This window comes from Kitasatospora sp. NPDC048365, from assembly GCF_043200835.1.
GTDB classification, from domain to species: Bacteria; Actinomycetota; Actinomycetes; order Streptomycetales; family Streptomycetaceae; genus Kitasatospora; species Kitasatospora terrestris.
In genome coordinates, this window is record NZ_JBICYJ010000053.1 from 1 (window position 1) to 16429 (window position 16429).

The following is a 16429-nucleotide window of genomic DNA, read 5'->3' on the forward strand; positions in this document are numbered from 1 at the left end:
CGGCCCGATCGTGCTCGTCTGGGACAACCTGCGCATGCACCTGGTCGAACCGATGCGACAGTTCATCGCCGACCACGCAGAGTGGCTCACCGTCTTCCAACTGCCGAGTTACTCGCCGGACTTGAACCCGCAGGAGGGTATCTGGTCGCTGGTCAAGCGCGACATCGGCAACCTCGCCGCAGCCGACCTCGGCCAGATCACCCGTGCCGTCAAGCGCAGGCTCAAGCAGATCCAGTACCGTCCGGACCTGGTCGACGGATGCCTCGCCGGCACGGGCCTCATCCTCGACGGCTGACCGACATCACGAATTCAAGTTCAGTACATAAGGGAGTTAGGTTCGACCATCACTCGTCCGAGTGAACTATTGCAGACTATTCGGGAGGTCTTCGAACCGGACAGGAGCTTTCGGGTTGAAACGGGACGAACGGCAGCGGCCTCAGCCCTCGAGTGGTGGCGATATTCCCGACAAAAGACTCATTAATGAAGCCTTCAGGCGTGCGGCAAATCAGCTCAAACCTGCACATCGGCGACGCGAACATCCTCTAAAAGAGCGGTTTGTCCTGGGAGGGGTGTTTAGTTGTGGTTTGGGTGGATAGCCTGTCTGGGGCGGCTGAGGTGTCCCGCGATTGCCGTGTCGTCGGAGGCTGGAGACAACTGGCAGGTGCCCGTTTCAATCCTTTCGCTCCTGTCTGATCCCAAGACGCCCCCACTCAACCCTGTTTGCGCCCTGTGGCGGGAGGGCGGCCGGCGGTACTACCGAAACATGACTCGTCAGCGGCCGTACCCGAGTGACTTGTCCGATGCCCGATGGAATCTTCTGGAACCCACTCTGTCGGCCTGGCGGGCCGAGCGGAGAGTGAAGGGCCTGGATATCGGCAAGCCTCCCGAGCACGATCTCCGCCGGATCATGGACGCGGTCCTCTACGTCGACAGGACCGGCATCCCCTGGCGGTACCTGCCGCACGACTTCGCACCATGGGAGACCGTCTACGGCTACTTCGCCGCATGGCAGAAGGACGGCGTCTTCGACCAGCTCAACGGCCTCCTCCGCCGGCTGGTCCGGGAGGCTGCAGGCCGGGAAGCGGAGCCGAGCGCGTGTGTCCTCGACGCGCAGAGCGTCAAGACCTCCGTCAACGTTCCAACTACCGGGCAGGGCATCGACGCCGGCAAGAAGATTGCAGGCCGCAAGCGCCATATCGGTGTTGACACTCTCGGCCTTCTCCTCGCCGTCTGGGTCACCGCGGCCAGCGTCTCCGACAACGTCGGAGGCATCCACCTGCTCTCGACGATCGGGACGGCACACCCCTACGTCACCAAGGCCTGGGCCGACAGCGGCTACCGGACCAAGGCCATCGACCACGGCGCCACCCTTGGCATCGACGTCGAGATCACCCGACACGCCCCAGGCGAGAAGGGATTCAAGGTCATCCCGCGGCGATGGGTGGTCGAACGGGCCTTCGGCTGGCTGATGAACCACCGCCGACTCGCCCGCGACTACGAAACCCATCCGCACCGCTCCGAAGCCATGATCAGCCTCGCGATGATCGACCTGATGAGCCGCCGGCTCACCCGGGAGTCGACTCCGAACTGGAAGGACTCATAGGCTGCGAGCCACACTGACACGCGCATCCTCGCCTCTCATCGCCTGCGGCCAACGATCGTCGATGACGTCGGCCTCCACCCGGCAGGCGGCGCAGGCGTTCTCCCGTTCCGGCGACCACCAGTCGTCGGACGGCGACATTCCGGCTTCCTGGATCCCGCACAGCGTCTTGTCGAAGACGCCGAAGGCGTGGGAGACCTCAACTGGAAGACCATCAGCGACAGCCCTCTCCCAACGCATATCCCTGGGCAGGTACGGCGGCCGCGAGACCTCGAACCACTCGCCACCCACATGAGTGGCGGAGTGACACCACAAGCAGGACCAAATCTCTTCCGCCCACGCCGTCGGCGCCACCGGCCACCGCCACATCGCCTGTCCGCACACATCGCACTCCACCGGCGGATCCTCACACGTCAGCGCAGTCCACCCCAAGACGCCGACGCACACCAGTTACCAAACATCCCTGCCAGGACAAAACGCTCTTTGAGGTACCAGCTGCCGTTGTGGCGGCGCGTGATGCGCCGGAGATGGTCGAGGCGCTCCTCCGCGGAGGCATCCCTTCCCTCTGCGGGTACCCAGTTCATCGTCAGCTCGCCCCAGCCGTCCCGGTGCCGGACGAAGTACGGCTCGGGACCTCTTCGTCCCACGTCTCGTGGTCCCCAAGGACTTCACGCCCCGCCAGGACAGGGCTGCTCAACACCTTTGCGCGGCCGCGCGTTTCCGGACCGGGTAAGCGTTTTGCCCCTCCGCCGGCCTCTGGTTGGTTGAGGAGGTGTTCATGAGCGACAACGACAGCGGACGGGACGAGGAGTTCCGGGCCTTCATCGTCGCGGCCTGGCCGTGGCTGCTGCGGACGGCCTACCTGCTGACCGGAGAACGGCACGCCGCCGAGGACCTCGCGCAGTCCGCGGCCGAGCGGACCTGCGCGGCCTGGTCGAGGGTGCGCCGGGCCGACGATCCGCACAGCTACGTGCGGCGGATCATGGTCAATCAGCACGCCCGCCGGTGGCGGCGCCGGAGTCCGGAAGTGCTGGTTCAGGAAGTCCCGGACGCGGCCGGGACCGAGGACGGGTACGCCCGGTCCGACCAGCGCCGGATGCTGATGGCCGCACTGGCATCGCTGCCGGCCCGGCAGCGCCAGGCCGTGGTGCTGCGGCACTGGGAGGACCTGAGCGACGCCCAGGCAGCGGCGGCCATGGGCTGCTCGGCGGGGGCCGTGCGCAGCCACGCGGCCAAGGGGATAGCGAAGCTGCGGGACATCGCGGCACTACGGGAATTCAAGGACATGACACGTATCGGGGGTGCGGTGTGACCGGGATCGGCAACGGCGTGACGGCGGGCGACGGGGACCTGTGGATCGGGCGCGAGCTCGCCAAGGCGGCAGCAGAGGTGACGGTCGGCCCGGTCCCGGTGGAGGGCATCACGGCCGGCGGCCGGCGGATCCGCAACCGCCGCCGGACGGTGATCGGCGCACTCGCGCTGGCCTCGGTGGTGGTCCTGGGCAGCGCCACGGCAGAAGGCCTGTACGGCTCCCCCGGCGGCCGCGGCGGCGCACCGGCGCTCGCCCCCGCCGCCGGCCGCACGGGCGGATCCCCGTCCCAGCCGTCCCAGCCGTCGCAGGCGGACCGGGATCCGCTCGCACCGGTCCGGGTCATGATCGGGCTGGGCACGGTCGAGGGCAAGGAATGGAAAGTCTGGGCAGCCCTGTGGCCGGTCGCCCCGCCGGAACGGGCCTACGAGCAGGCGGTGGCCCTCTGGCAGGACCGCAGCGCCGTGGACCCCTCGCTCGCCAAGCCGACGGAGGACTTCGTACGGCAGTACTGGCAGCCCACCGAGGACCTGGTGAACACCTACGTCACCCTGGACGGCGTACGCCGACCGCACGACACCCAGAGCAGCTACCCCGCACCCGGGTACCTCGACCCGCGGACGGCGGACACCTTCAGCGGCACCGTCCTGGGCAGCCAGGACAAGTCCGGCACCCCAGGCCCGCTGCCGATCAGGCTCGCGGTCATGGCCGTCGGCCCGGGCATCGGCAACGTGGCGGTGACCTGGACCGACGGAACGGTCACCGAACCGCCGCTGGTCACCATCGGGGAATCCCCCTACCGCCGACTCGTGGTGGCCGAACAGCCCGGCAAGAAAGTCGCATCGTGGCGATTCTTCGACCGCCACGGCACCGAACTCCCCGACACAGGCGAGCACATGCTGACCGACTGACACCGGATTGCTACCGACCCCACGTCAGACACACCAGCCCACCCCGCACCACCCGCACCACCCCGGCGGCCCGCAGCGGACTCCCCCGCCGCAGGCCGCCGGGCTGGTGCGGGTACGGCGGTGCCGCCCGTCCCCGGGGAGGGACGGGCGGCGTTGTCGGGCGGGGAGCGGGGGTGGTCAGGTGGTGGCCGGGAGGTTCCACTTCTGGGCGGCGGTGCCGTTGCAGTCCCAGATGCGCACCTGCAGGCCGTTGGTGGTGTCGGAGTTGGGGACGTCGAGGCAGCGGCCCGAGTTGGGGTTGACCAGGGTGCCGCCGGTGGACTGCCACTGCTGGGCGGCGCTGCCGTTGCAGTCCCACAGCTGGACCAGGGTGCCGTTGGCGGTCCCGGCGCCGGAGACGTCCAGGCACTTGCCGACGACCTGGAGGGTGCCGCCGGTGGGCGTCCAGTTCTGGGCGGCGCTGCCGTTGCAGTCCCACAGGGAGATCTTGTTGCCGTTGGCAGTCCCGGCGGCGGAGTCGTCGAGGCACTTCGCGCTGTTCAGGCCCGAGGTGACGGGCCCGGACCCGGCACCCGGTCCGGTGGCGTGGACCTCCAGTTCGTAGAGCCGGGTGGCGGTGTTGCCACCGGTGTTGCTCGGGGCCTGGACCACCACGCGCACGTACCGGGCCGAGCGAGCCGCGAACGGGCTGTAGGTGCGGCTGGAGCGGGATCCGGTGACGGTGGCGGCGGTCGTCCAGGCGGCACCGTCGGTACTGGTCTGCACCTGGAAGGCGGCGGTGTTCCAGGCGGTGTTCTCGCCGCCGAGTCCGGCGTGGTCGATCACCACGGACGCGACGGTCTGCGCGGAGCCGAGGTCGACCTGGATGCTCGCCCCGGACGCCTGCGAGCACCACTTGCTGTTGTTCTGCAGGCTGCCGTCGACGGCCTTGTCGGAGGACTCCGCCGCGGCGCAGGCGGCGGAGGCGCTGGTCGGCCTGCCGAGCGCCAGGTCGGCGCCGAGTTCCGGGGCGGCGGGCACCGGGGCCGCACCGTCCTGGTACGAGGGCGGGACATCACCCGCACCGGTACCCCAGCCCGCACTGGGCACCGCGCCCATGGTGAAGTCGAGCGTGCCGCCGGCCGCGAGGTCCGGGTAGCGCAGGTAGTTGTGGCTGGTGGACGTCCCGTTGACCTTCAGGCCCTGGACGTAGGAGCCGCTGCCGGACGCGTTGACGGTGATGTTGCCGCCCGGGCGCTGGATCAGGACCGAGGGAAACGCCGGGCCGTGGACGGCAAGGGTGTCGGCGCCCGGGGTGGCCGGGTACAGACCGAGCGCCGCCCAGACGTACCAGGCGGAGGTCGCGCCGAGGTCGTCGTTGCCGGGCAGGCCGCCGGCGCCGGTGGTGAAGGAGTCGGTCATCACCTTGCGGACCGCCGCGGACGCCCCGGCGGGGTGGCGGGCGTAGTTGTAGGCCCACGGCACGCCGTGCTCGGGCTCGTTGCCGATGTAGTAGTACGGCAGGCTCTGCCCGGCGTTGACCTGGGTGAAGTGGTGGTCGAGCCGCTGCACGGCGCTCTGCCGGCCGCCCATGGAGTTGATCAGGTCGGCGAAGTCATAGGTGACCATCCAGGTGTACTGGGCGGCGTTGCCCTCGGTGAAGTCGGCCTGGGCGGCCGGGTCCAGCGGCCACTTCCAGGTGCCGTCGGAGTTGCGCGGCTGCACGTACCCGGCCTCGGTGCCGTAGGTGTTGCGCCACCACTGCGCCCGGGCCATGAAGGTGTTGTAGTCGGCGGTGCTGCCGAGCGCCTTGGCGAACTGGGCGACGGCGAAGTCGGAGGCCGAGTACTCCAGCGAGTCGGACGGGGCGCCGGGGATGTAGTGCAGGTTGGTGTAGGTGCCCTGGTTCCCGCGGATCGCCGAGCCCTGCGTGGTACCGCCGGAGGAGGACTTCTTCATCAACGCCAGCGCGGCCGCGGTGTCGAAGCCGCGGGCCCCGAAGGCATACATGCTGGCCACGATGATCGGCCCGGGGTCGCCGGTCATCACGAAGTCCTCGTTGGTCTGCTGCGACCACTTGGGCAACAGGCCACCCTGCTGGCCGTCCAGGACCATCGAGTTGGCGATGTCGGCCGCCTCGTTCGGCGCGATCAATGCGATCAGCGCCGCCCAGGAGCGGTAGATGTCCCAGCCCGAGTAGTTCTGGTAGACCGGGCGCGCGGAGTTGTGGACCGCGCCGTCGAAGCCGCGGTAGTCGCCGCCCACGTCACTGGCGATGTTGGGGCTCTGGAAGACGTGGTAGAGCGAGGTGTAGAACTTCTTCAGGTCGGTGGCGGAGCCGCCGGTGACCTGGGCCCGGTTGAGGATCCGGTTCCAGGCGCTGCCGGCCGCGGAGCGCACGGCGCCGAAGTCCCAGCCGTTGTTCTCGGCCGTCAGGTTCGCCTGGGCGTTGGCGACGCTGACGTAGCTGAGGGCCACCTTGAACTGCACGGTCTGCGAGCCGCTGGTGTCGAAGGTGACGTACGCGCCGGTGTTGGTGCCGGACGTGCTCGCCGAGCCGGCGCTGACCGTGGAGCCGGACCAGGTGCCGAAGCCGCTCGGCGCGCGGTCGAAGCGGATGTCGAAGTAGATCTGGTAGGTCTTCGAGGAGCCGCAGAAGCCGCCGGCGGTGACGCTGCCGGTGATCTCCGAGCCGCTGACCTTCACCGAGCCGCTGCGGTTGCCGGTGGCGCTGCGGCCGGTGTTGATGAGCAGTTGCGCGGTGTTGGTGGCCGGGTAGGTCAGCCGCCCCATGCCGGTGCGGGTGGTCGCGGACAGTTCGACCGTGGTGGCGTACTTGTCGAGCCGGTTCTTGTAGTAGCCGGGGGCGGCAGTCTCGTTGGACTTGGTGTAGCCCGAGGCGTAGCCGGTCCAGCTGCTGCCCGGCGAGGTCCCGAGGGCACCGGTGACCGGGAGGAGCGGCAGGTCCTCGTTGTTGGAGCAGCCCGCCCCGTCGAAGTGGGTGAGGCTGAAGTCCTCGATCGAGGTGTCGGACCAGCGGTAGCCGGAAGGTGACGCCGTCGGTGTATCGGGGCTGAACTGGACCCCACCGAAGGGCACCACGGCGCCCGGGTAGGTGGCACCACCCGCGCCGCCGGGGACGGGGTTCGGCGCGTTGCTGTCGTCGGTCCCGATGAACGGGTCGACGTACTGGGTGAGGTCGGGCGTCGCGGCGTGGGCCGCGGGGGCCGCGCCGACGACACCTGGGCCCAGGACGGCCAGCAGGAGTGCGCCGACCACGACGGCGGCGCGGGACTTGGGTACGGGCATGGGCACCGTGATCACCTTCCGGCAGCGATGTGAACGTTACCGAGCAAGTGGCATTGTTGGGTTCCGTCGAGTGCGCGTCAAGCACCTGTCGGAATGTCAACTCCGTTGCAGGACAAGGGTTGTGCTCGATGCCTTGGGGCGTGTCGAAGCTATTGACAGCTCGTCATCAGATCATCAGACTCCAACCACTTGTGGGAACGTTCCCAATAGCGGCGCGGAGGTCGGCCCGATGACCCAACCACTCCTGGAAGCCCGGAAGGTCAGCAAGCGCTACGGCCAGGTGCACGCCCTCCAGGGGGCCGACTTCACCGTCCACCCGGGCGAGGTGGTGGCCCTGATCGGCGACAACGGCGCCGGGAAGAGCACCCTGGTCAAGACCCTCTCCGGGACCGTCTCCCCCGACGGCGGCGAGATCCTGGTCGACGGCGTGCCGGTCCGGCTCACCGGCCCGCTCGACGCCAGGCGCCACGGAGTGGAGACGGTCTACCAGGACCTCGCCCTCGCCCAGGACCTGGACGCGGCGGCCAACCTGCACCTCGGTCGCGAACTGTTCCGCCCGGGGCTGCTGGGCCGGCTCGGGGTGCTGGACAACGCCGCGATGCGCCGCTCCGCCGTCGCCGCCTTCGCCGAACTCGGCGTCGACCTGCGGGACGTGACCGTTCCGGTGGCGGCGCTGTCCGGCGGGCAGCGGCAGTCGGTCGCGGTCGCCCGCGCGGTCGCCTTCGCCGGCCGCGTCGTCTTCATGGACGAGCCGACCGCCGCCCTCGGCGTGGTCCAGCGCGGCCGGGTGCTGGAGACCATCCGACGGGTTCGCGACCGGGGCATCTCGGTCGTGCTGATCAGCCACAACATGCCGGAGGTGCTCTCGGTCGCCGACCGCGTGGAGGTCCTGCGGCTGGGGCGGCGGGTGGCGGTCCTCGACGCCGCCACGACCTCGGTCGAGGAACTCGTCGGCGCGATGACCGGCGCCCTCGACGCTCCGCCGGACGCCGGACCGGACGCCGGACCGGACGCCGGACCGGACGCCCGACCGGACGCCCGACCGGACGACGGACACACCCTCGGGAAGGACGGTGGAGTGTGAGTGCGCACGTGCCCGACAAGGTCCACGACGTGGCGGCAGACGACGTGGCGTCAGGTCAGGTCGGCCGCGGTCGGCCCCGGTTCGCGGTCCCCGCCTGGGTGCGCCGGCTCGCCGCGGTCAACGAGGTCTGGACGTTCGGCGTCCTGCTCCTGCTCGTCGCGTTCTTCACCGCCGCCCGGCCCGACACCTTCCTGACCCGCTACGACCTCACACAGATCGCCACCAACGCCGCGATCTACCTGGTCCTGGGCGTCGGCATGACGTACGTGATCATCGTCGCCGGGATCGACCTGTCGGTGGGCTCCGTCCTGGTGCTCTCCGCCGTCCTGTCGGCCGAGTACACCATCCACCACGGCGGCGCGGCGGCCGGCTGGGGCACCGTCGCGGTGTCCACGCTGATCGCCCTGGTCACCGGGCTGATCTGGGGCGCCCTGCAGGGCTGGCTGGTGGCGAAGGCCAAGGTCCCGCCGCTGATCGTCACCCTCGGCGGCTTCGGCGCGGCCCTCGGCATCGCCCAGATCATCACCGGCGGCCAGGACCCGACCGGCGCGGTCTCCGCGCAGCTCCAGCGCACCGTCGGCTTCGGCAAGCTCTTCGGCCAGATCCCCTGGCTGGTCGTCATCGCCTTCGCCACCACCCTGGTGTTCGGCCTGGTCCTCGCCCGCACCCGGTTCGGCCGCCACACCTACGCCATCGGCTCCAACCCGGAGGCCGCCCGCCGGGTCGGCATCGACGTCGACCGCCACCTGGTGAAGGTCTACGCCCTGACCGGCCTGCTCTCCGGGCTCGGCAGCACCATGTGGCTGGCCTACTTCGGCACCACCTCGATCGCCGGGCACTCCACCGACAACCTGAAGGTCATCACCGCCGTCGTGCTCGGCGGGGCCAGCCTGTTCGGCGGCCGCGGGAGCGTGCTCGGCACGGTGATCGGCGTCTTCATCCCCGCCGTCCTCACCACCGGTCTGATCATCATGGACGTCCAGCAGTACTGGCAGGACGTCGCGATCGGCGTCGTCCTGGTCGCGGCGGTGTACCTCGACCAGTTCCGCCGACGCGGCCGCGAACGCGGCTGACCGCCGGGGCCGCCAGGCCGCCAAGGCCGCCGGCACAGCTGACCACCGGGCCGCGAACGCGGCCGACCACCGGGCCGCGCAAGCGGCCGACCGTCCGGCCGCGCCGCCGGCCGTCCACCCTCACTCCCCCAACCGCAGGAGGAAGTCCGCCATGCCCGGAACCGGCAGAACGCACACCCTCGTCCGCTGCTGCGCCGTCCTCGCCCTGGTCGCGGCCGCCACCGCCGGCTGCAGCAGCGGCTCCGGCAGCGGCTCGGACAGTGCCAAGGGCACCACGCTGAAGCTGATCACCGGCGTCAAGAGCGACCCGTTCTACATCACCATGGCCTGCGCCGCCCAGGAGGAGGCGAAGAAGCAGGGCGTCAAGCTCACCGTCGACGGCTCCGCGCAGTGGGACGTCGCCGTACAGCGGCCCATCGTCGACTCGGTCGGCGCGAGCCGCCCCGACGGGCTGCTGATCTCGCCGGTCGACACCCAGGCCCTCACCCCGTCGCTGGCCCAGCTGCAGAACGCCGGCACGAAGGTCGTCCTGGTGGACACCGAGGTCAGCGACGCCTCCATCGGTGTCTCCCGGATCTCCTCCGACAACGAGGCCGGCGGCCGCACCGCCGCCAAGGCGCTGGCCGAGCTGATGGGCGACAAGGGCTCCGCCATCGTCATCAGCGTCAAGCCCGGCGTCTCCACCACCGACGCCCGGATCAAGGGCTTCACCGAGGAGATGAAGGCCAAGCACCCGGGCATCACGCTGCTGCCCGTCCTCTACGACAACGACCTTCCCGCGACCGCGGCCACCCAGATCCAGGCCACCCTGGCCGCCCACCCCGACCTCGGCGGGGTCTTCGCCGGCAACACCAACACCGCGCAGGGCGTCGCCACCGGTCTCCAGGCCGCGGGCCGCCAGGGCACCGTCAAGGTCGCCGCGTTCGACGCGGAACCGGACGAGGTCACCGCCCTCAAGAACGGCACCCTGGACATCCTGGTCGCCCAGGACCCGGCCGGGATCGGCGTCCAGGGCGTCGACCAGGCGCTCGCCGCCATCGGCAAGAAGCCGGTCACCGCGCGGATCGGCACCACCATGGTCGCCATCACCAAGGCGAACATCGACGACCCCGCGGTGGCCAAGTACGTCTACCGGGCCGCCTGCTGACCCCCGGAACCGGCCGGCGGGCGTCGTAGGATTCACTCGCCGACGCCCGCCCCGGCCGGCGGACGTACCGGGCCCGCCGAGGAGGAAGCCTGTTGAAGCGCCCGACGATGAAGGACGTGGCCCAGGCCGCAGGGGTCAGTCTGATGACGGTCTCCCGGGTCGTCTCCCAGACCCCGGGAGTCTCGCCCGACACCGCCGCCAAGGTCGAACAGGCCGTGCGCCGACTCGGCTACCAGCGCAACGACAACGCCCGCAACCTGCGGCAGAAACGGCTCGGCACCTCCGCCATCGGCCTGGTCGTGGACGACCTCGCCAACCCCTTCTACGCCCTGATGGCCCGTTCGATCGAGGACGAGGCGCACCGGCGCGGCTACGTCGTCCTGGTCGGCAGCACCAACGACGAACCGCGCCGCGAGCGCGACGTGATCGCCGCCTTCACCGCGCGGCAGGTGGACGGCCTGATCATGGTTCCCACCATCGGCAGCCACGGCTTCCTGCGCACCGCCCTGGAGGCGGGCACCCAGGTGGTCTGCGTCGACCGCCCCGCCAAGGACCTCGACGTCGACACCGTCACGGTCGACAACCGGGACGGGGCCCGACGCGCCGTCACCCACCTGCTCGACCACGGCCACTCCCGGATCGCCTACCTCGGCGACCGCCACAACATCTGGACCCAGAGCGAGCGCTACGCCGGCTACCAGGACGCGCTCACGGCCCACGGCCTGCCCACCGACCCCGCCCTGGTACAACACGGGCTGCGCTCCCCACTGGACACCCGGCTCGCCCTCGCCGCACTGGGCGCCCTGCCCGAGCCGCCGACCGCCCTGTTCAGCAGCAACGACCTGATCACCCAGGGCGTCCTGGACGGCATGGAGGACGACGGCGGACCGCAGACCACCGGCCGCCCCGCCCCGATGGCCGTCGTCGGCTTCGACGACCTGCCCCTCGCCAAGCGGCTCGACCCGCCCCTGACCGTCGTCAGCCAGGACCCGATCGCCATCGGCAGCACCGCGGCCAACCTGCTGTTCACCCGGATAGCCGGCGACCGCTCCGCCCCCCGCAACGTCGTCCTCCTCACCCGCTTCATCGCACGCCGCTCCGGCGAGAGACCAGCCCGCCGGCCCGACACCGGGACGCCGCTGGAGGATTGATCCCCGCCGGAGCGTGATCGCTCCACGCCCCGGCGTCGAGGGATACCCCCGGGTCGGAGCGCCTCCTCAGTCGGTGGCGAGCACGGCGGACGCGGCCGCGGAGGCGCGAACGAGCAGTCCCGGCAGGACGGCTGCCGTCGCCTCGCCGCGGGCGTGGCGGCGGCCCGCGTGTTCCCAGCCCGCGAGGGCCGCCGCGGCCGCCATGGCGGGGCGAGGGTCGTCCGGACCGGCGCCGAGGTCGGCGCGGAGGGCGACGGTCAGCAGGTCCTGGTAGCGGGACGCCTGGAGCCGGGCACGGGCGGCGAGCGGCGGCGAACCGCCGATGATCCGGGCGAGCAACTGCTCGGTCTCCGGGCCGCGTTCGGTGATCCAGCGGTGGACGACCCGTTCCGCGATCTCCAGCGCTCCGGCACCGGCGGGGCGCTCGGCGAGCCGGTCGGCGAGATCGGCGCAGCGCCGGACGTCCAGGTCGAACAGCACGTCGTCCTTGCTGGGGAAGTGCAGGAAGAACGTGCGCGGAGCCATGCCGACGGCGGCGGCGATGTCCTGCACGGTCGTGTCCTCGAAACCGCGTTCGGCGAACAGCTGGAGTGCGGTGTCGGCGATGAGCAGGTGCCGTCGCTGTCGCTCGCGTTCGCGGAGCGTGGGTCGCTGGTCCATGCGCCCCACCCTAGCCCTTTGGTGCATCCAGTGCACCGAGTGCGGCGGCCGCACGACATGCAGACATTGCACTCTGTGCCGGTCGAGGCCTAGCATCCATCTCAGTGCACTCAATGCATCGAATGCAGCGAGTGCATATCACAAGTTCTGACGAACACAGGGAAAGGGGGCGGCCGTGGACACCAGAGTCCCCGACCGTTCATTGGCCGGGCGGGTCGCGCTGGTCACCGGCGGTACCGGCGGCATCGGCATGAGCACCGCCGTCGGCCTGGCCCGGCGCGGGGCGGAGGTCATCGTCACGGGCCGGGATCCCGGGCGCGGGCGGGACGCGGTCCGCACGATCGCCGAGGCCGCCGGGGTCGCGCCCGGGGCCGTCCGGCTGAGGATCGCCGACCTCGGCGTACTCGGCGACGTGCGGCGCCTCGCCGACGAGGTCCTCGCCGACCACCCCCGGCTGCACCTGCTGGTCAACAACGCCGGTGTCAACAACGGCTCGCGGCGGACGACCCCGGACGGCCTGGAGGAGAACCTCGCCGTCAACGCGGTGGCCCCGGTGCTGCTGACCCGGCTGCTCCACGACCGCCTGGCCGCGAGCGCGGAGCCGGGCCGCGCCTCCCGGGTCGTGCTGGTCAGTTCCTCCGCGCACAAGATGGTCCGGCGGGCCGCCGACGCGCTCGGCGATCCGCAGGCCCAGGCCGCCCCCTACGTGGCGATGACCGCGTACGCCCGCAGCAAGCTGCTCGCTCTGATGGCGGGGTTCGCCCTCGCCCGGGAACTCGGCGGCGGCCCGGTGAGCGTGGCCGCCGTCGACCCGGGGCCGGCGGACACGGGCATGACGCGTTCGATGGACCGCACGTTCCTGCCGCCGGCGATGCGGGCGGGCTGGGCGCTGTACTACCGGCTCGGCCCGGCCCGGCGGAGCCCCGACACCGCCGCCCTCTCCCCGCTCGCGGCGGCGACGGCGGCCGAACTGGAAGGCCGGACCGGGCTCTACCTCGACGCGCGGGGCCGGCCCGCCCGCACCTCGCCGGCCTCCCGCGACGAGCAGGCCCAGCGCGCGGCCCTCACGCTCCTGGACGGCCTGGCCGCGCACACGAACGCGAGCGTGGCCCCGTCGGAACGGTGATCGCACCCGCGGGCGACGAGGCCCCCACCACCGTCCGGTGCAGTCCGCAGCAGGAGCGACGGAGCGACGGAGCGGAGCGAGGGCCGCGTCGGTGGGGTTTGGAACTTCCGCTGGGAAGCCGTTGCGCTTCACGACCCGCCCGGCCTCCGGAGCCGGTGGTCCTCGGCGGCGGCGTCAGCGGACGAGGCGGCGGGCGTCCCAGACGAGGACGGATGCGCTGCCCAGGTGCCAGGTGGCCAGGTACCGGCCGTCGGGCGAGGCCCGCACCTCGTGGGCCGGGCCGCGGTCCGGGGTGAACTCGCCGAGCAGTTCGCCGGTGTCGGCCAGGTGGATGCGGACGGTCTCGCCCGGGACTGCGAGCCAGCGGCCTCCGTCGCCGACGGCGAACCGGTGCGAGGCGGGGATGTGCAGGCGCTCCCGGCCGTCCGGCAGGCCCAGGATGCGAACCCCGTCCCGACAGGCGGTGGCCAGCCAGCTCCCGTCGGGGGCGAAGGCCAGCCGGAGGACGGCTTCGGGCGACTGCGGGAGTTCTGCCCGCAGTTTGCCGGAGACGGGGTCCCACAGCCGGATCCGCCGGTTCAGGTCGCCGATGGCGACGGTTCTCCCGTCCGGGGAGCAGGCCATCGCGCTGATGGGGTCGCGGGGGTCCGATTTCTTGCCGAGCCTTCGGATCGCGTAGGTCGTGGAGTCGATGACCGCGGGGCGGGGCGGGGTGTCGGTGGCGCACCAGGCACCACCGGGGTCGACGGCGAGCTCGGTGGTCCAGCCGTCGACCGTCCGCAGGAGCCGTCCCGTGGCCGTGTCCCACCAGCGGGCGGCGTCGTAGTCCCCCGTGATCACCCGCTGCCCGTCCGGCATGATCGCGCAGACCTCGTTGGTCCCCTCGGTCGGGCCCAGGACGTGCCGCACGCTCCGGTCGGCGATGCCGTGGATCCGGCTGGCCTTGTGGCCCGAGGCGGTCACCATCCAGCTCCCGTCCGCCGACAGGGCGACGTCCTTGACGTACGACGGGGACGGCATCACCCTCACCAGGGCGCGCGACAGGTCGGCGACGACGCGCCCCGGATCCTGCTCCTCCGGCTCCTGCCGCACGAGGTCGACCTCCGCCCGCAGGACGGTCTCCTCGGCCAGGGCATCGAGCAGCAGTCCGGCCCGGACGACCGGATCCGGGCAGGCCCGGAACTCCAGCCGGTCGGCGATCCGCTCCACCACCCGGCGGGCCGTGCCGGTCTCCGGGGTGTCGACCATCGCCAGGTCCGCTCGCACGGCGGCCACCCCGCAGACCCTGACCTTCGCGGCCAGCCAGCGGGGGTTCTCGACCAGCCGCCCGGCGGCAGCGGGGTCGTCGCCGGCGAGGTGCCAGGGCAGGTGGTGCCAGAGGTAGGTCTCCGCGACCGGCAGCTGCCACCAGTGGCCGCCCTCCGGCAGCAGGCTCCGGGCCCGGGCGAGGACGCGGCGGTGCCCCGCCCGGATCTCCTCCTCGGTCCGACGGGAGGAGAGGAGCGCGTGGAGCCGTCCGGGGAAAGTGAGCCGCCGCACGCCGTCGCCGCCCCGGGGCAGGGTCACCAGCCCCCTGCGCTCCATCATCGGCAGGACCGTCAGGGCAGGGCGCTCCGGCGTGACGTCCGCCCACCCGACCGCGAGGTCGGACATCAGGATCTCGACGTCGGGAGGCAGAGCGGTCAGCGCCAGGACCTCGTCCCGGAACGAGTGGAGGTCTGCCAGCGCCTCCCCGTCCGCACCACCGCCCCACTCCGCCGAGCGGGCCTCCGCCCGCGCGGCCTCGGCCCGCTCCTGCCGCTGTCCCCGCCTCAACCAGCTCATCCGCTGCCCCTCCGCGCTCGGCTGACGGACAGTCAACCAGAGCTCCCCGCCCGAAGAACACCGGCTCTGCGCCGCCGGCGGACATCCGGCACCCCCGCCACCGCCGGACCGGAACCGCCCGGTTGGCGGCCGCCGCGGCACACGGTCGAGCGCGACAGCTGGATCCGCGACTCCGCGATGTCCGGCGACTCCGGACCGGACCGGCTCGACGTGAAGTCGGCCCTCCAGCCGACGTGAAGCCCTCTTCGCTGCCGTCGTCGGGGAACTCCGCCGGGCCGGTTCCGGTCAGTCCGCCCGGGGACGGGCCGACGCGGTTCGCAGACGCATGACCTCCGCGCGGTGGCGGGCCCGGGTGTCCCGGCGCTCCTGGGCCTCGGCCAGTACCGCGGCGACGGCTTCCGCTCCGTCGTCGAACGGCGCCGGGGAGAAGCGGCCGGCGGCCCGGACGTGCCGTTCCCATGCGTCCTGCCAGAACTCGACCGTCCAGCCCGGCCACAACTCCGGTACCCGGTAGGCCTGCGGGGAGGAGTAGAGGGACCACCAGCCCAGTCGGCGGCGCTCCGGGTCGAGGTGGATGCCGGAGTTGACGTGCAGGCGGCAGACGCCGTGCTCGGGCGCGTCCGCCAGTCGGCCGAGCAGGTGCTCCCCCTCGCGGACGGGGTGGTCGAAGGCGTCGGAGGCGATGTGGCAGCCCCGGTCGCCGACCGTGACCACCACACCGCCCGGGTCGGGGCCGGCCAGGTCCTCGTCTCCCGGGGCGAGGAACGGTGCCCTCGAGAGGCGCGCACCGCGGTCGCGGACGAACTCCGGGTCCAGCCCGACGTACTCGCGCAGTTCTGCCGCGCCGTCGTAGAGCCAGCGGACCTCCCAGCCCGGCCACGCCGCGCGGACCAGCTCGAACGTGGCCGCGCGGTGGCGCAGTTCGGTGCTCGGCCCCTCCCAGGCGAAGAACAGGAGTACCTTCCGGCCGAGGTCGAGCAGGACCCCGCCCTGGGCCATGGTGTCGTCCAGCCACCAGCCGTCCTGGCGGAGTCCGGGCAGCATGGCGAGGACCGCCTCCGGCCCGTCGAGCAGGTCGAGGTCGATGCCGACCGCCCAGCCGCTCCGGTACAGCTCGTACGTACCGTCCTCGCGGACCGCGATGACGTTGGCTCTGTCTCCCATGGGGTCAGGATGACGTGCCGGGGCGCTGTCGACGAGCTGTTTTCGGGCGGCTCGGACGACTGGCCGCGCCCAGCGGGCGGCCCCCGCCCCGG

14 protein-coding genes are annotated in these 16429 nt (G+C 71.7%); 9 read left to right on the forward strand and 5 right to left on the reverse strand.

Going from position 1 to position 16429, the window contains the following annotated elements:
- Positions 1-295 (forward strand): transposase (locus tag ACGFX4_RS35500; RefSeq protein WP_393083713.1); only part of this gene is annotated, 295 nt, incomplete at its 5' end.
- A gap of 468 nt (positions 296-763) precedes the next feature.
- A complete protein-coding gene (locus ACGFX4_RS35505) occupies positions 764-1603 on the forward strand; it encodes an IS5 family transposase (protein WP_393083716.1) in 840 nt (279 codons plus the stop codon).
- On the opposite strand, the gene ACGFX4_RS35510 is transcribed toward ACGFX4_RS35505, so the two are convergent.
- On the reverse strand, positions 1598-1996 hold the full coding sequence (locus ACGFX4_RS35510; protein ID WP_393083719.1) for a hypothetical protein: 399 nt from the start codon (positions 1994-1996) through the stop codon (positions 1598-1600). The two genes, ACGFX4_RS35505 and ACGFX4_RS35510, sit on opposite strands and share 6 nt — an antisense overlap.
- Before the next feature lie 382 nt (positions 1997-2378).
- Between ACGFX4_RS35510 and ACGFX4_RS35515 the strand changes: the two genes are divergently transcribed.
- Together ACGFX4_RS35515 and ACGFX4_RS35520 are read left to right on the forward strand one after the other, a co-directional pair.
- On the forward strand, positions 2379-2912 hold the full coding sequence (locus ACGFX4_RS35515; RefSeq protein ID WP_393083722.1) for a SigE family RNA polymerase sigma factor: 534 nt from the start codon (positions 2379-2381) through the stop codon (positions 2910-2912).
- The gene (locus tag ACGFX4_RS35520) at positions 2909-3820 is read left to right on the forward strand and encodes a hypothetical protein (protein ID WP_393083725.1); all 912 of its coding nucleotides are present in this window, start codon (positions 2909-2911) and stop codon (positions 3818-3820) included. The genes ACGFX4_RS35515 and ACGFX4_RS35520 overlap by 4 nt, the downstream gene beginning before the upstream one ends.
- A 177-nt stretch (positions 3821-3997) precedes the next feature.
- Here the strand turns inward: ACGFX4_RS35520 and ACGFX4_RS35525 are convergent, their stop codons facing one another.
- Positions 3998-7108 carry a GH92 family glycosyl hydrolase gene (locus tag ACGFX4_RS35525; RefSeq protein ID WP_393083727.1) on the reverse strand — a complete coding sequence of 1037 codons (3111 nt, stop codon included), beginning with the start codon at positions 7106-7108 and terminating at the stop codon, positions 3998-4000.
- Positions 7109-7337: 229 nt separating this feature from the next.
- On the opposite strand from ACGFX4_RS35525, the gene ACGFX4_RS35530 reads away from it, so the two are divergent.
- The 4 genes from ACGFX4_RS35530 (at position 7338) to ACGFX4_RS35545 (ending at position 11563) form a co-directional block, all read left to right on the forward strand.
- Entirely contained in the window at positions 7338-8192 is an 855-nt protein-coding gene (locus ACGFX4_RS35530) for an ATP-binding cassette domain-containing protein (protein WP_393083729.1), read from the forward strand.
- The gene (locus tag ACGFX4_RS35535; protein ID WP_393083732.1) at positions 8189-9265 is read left to right on the forward strand and encodes an ABC transporter permease; all 1077 of its coding nucleotides are present in this window, start codon (positions 8189-8191) and stop codon (positions 9263-9265) included. Before ACGFX4_RS35530 ends, ACGFX4_RS35535 begins: the two co-directional genes overlap by 4 nt.
- Positions 9266-9416: 151 nt before the next feature.
- A complete protein-coding gene (locus ACGFX4_RS35540; protein WP_393083735.1) occupies positions 9417-10412 on the forward strand; it encodes an ABC transporter substrate-binding protein in 996 nt (331 codons plus the stop codon).
- Between the two features lie 92 nt (positions 10413-10504).
- The gene (locus ACGFX4_RS35545; RefSeq protein ID WP_393083737.1) at positions 10505-11563 is read left to right on the forward strand and encodes a LacI family DNA-binding transcriptional regulator; all 1059 of its coding nucleotides are present in this window, start codon (positions 10505-10507) and stop codon (positions 11561-11563) included.
- Positions 11564-11629: 66 nt separating this feature from the next.
- Here the strand turns inward: ACGFX4_RS35545 and ACGFX4_RS35550 are convergent, their stop codons facing one another.
- The gene (locus ACGFX4_RS35550; RefSeq protein WP_393083740.1) at positions 11630-12223 is read right to left on the reverse strand and encodes a TetR/AcrR family transcriptional regulator; all 594 of its coding nucleotides are present in this window, start codon (positions 12221-12223) and stop codon (positions 11630-11632) included.
- A 175-nt stretch (positions 12224-12398) separates the two neighbouring features.
- Between ACGFX4_RS35550 and ACGFX4_RS35555 the strand changes: the two genes are divergently transcribed.
- The gene (locus tag ACGFX4_RS35555) at positions 12399-13349 is read left to right on the forward strand and encodes an SDR family NAD(P)-dependent oxidoreductase (protein ID WP_393083743.1); all 951 of its coding nucleotides are present in this window, start codon (positions 12399-12401) and stop codon (positions 13347-13349) included.
- Positions 13350-13523: 174 nt separating this feature from the next.
- Here ACGFX4_RS35555 and ACGFX4_RS35560 read toward each other — a convergent pair whose 3' ends face one another.
- Positions 13524-15173, reverse strand: a complete 1650-nt coding sequence (locus ACGFX4_RS35560; protein ID WP_393083746.1) for a WD40 repeat domain-containing protein — start codon at positions 15171-15173, stop codon at positions 13524-13526.
- A gap of 285 nt (positions 15174-15458) precedes the next feature.
- Complete coding sequence (locus ACGFX4_RS35565) at positions 15459-16337, reverse strand: hypothetical protein (RefSeq protein WP_393083749.1); 879 nt, start codon at positions 16335-16337, stop codon at positions 15459-15461.
- Between the last annotated feature and the right edge of the window lie 92 nt (positions 16338-16429).

Bases quoted from the DNA above. Each gene is read 5' to 3' on its own strand.
- ACGFX4_RS35505 (WP_393083716.1), top strand. From the start codon at position 764: ATGACTCGTCAGCGGCCGTACCCGAGTGACTTGTCCGATGCCCGATGG.
- ACGFX4_RS35515 (WP_393083722.1), top strand. From the start codon at position 2,379: ATGAGCGACAACGACAGCGGACGGGACGAGGAGTTCCGGGCCTTCATC.
- ACGFX4_RS35525 (WP_393083727.1), bottom strand. From the start codon at position 7,108: ATGCCCGTACCCAAGTCCCGCGCCGCCGTCGTGGTCGGCGCACTCCTG.
- ACGFX4_RS35530 (WP_393083729.1), top strand. From the start codon at position 7,338: ATGACCCAACCACTCCTGGAAGCCCGGAAGGTCAGCAAGCGCTACGGC.
- ACGFX4_RS35540 (WP_393083735.1), top strand. From the start codon at position 9,417: ATGCCCGGAACCGGCAGAACGCACACCCTCGTCCGCTGCTGCGCCGTC.
- ACGFX4_RS35550 (WP_393083740.1), bottom strand. From the start codon at position 12,223: ATGGACCAGCGACCCACGCTCCGCGAACGCGAGCGACAGCGACGGCAC.
- ACGFX4_RS35560 (WP_393083746.1), bottom strand. From the start codon at position 15,173: ATGAGCTGGTTGAGGCGGGGACAGCGGCAGGAGCGGGCCGAGGCCGCG.
- ACGFX4_RS35565 (WP_393083749.1), bottom strand. From the start codon at position 16,337: ATGGGAGACAGAGCCAACGTCATCGCGGTCCGCGAGGACGGTACGTAC.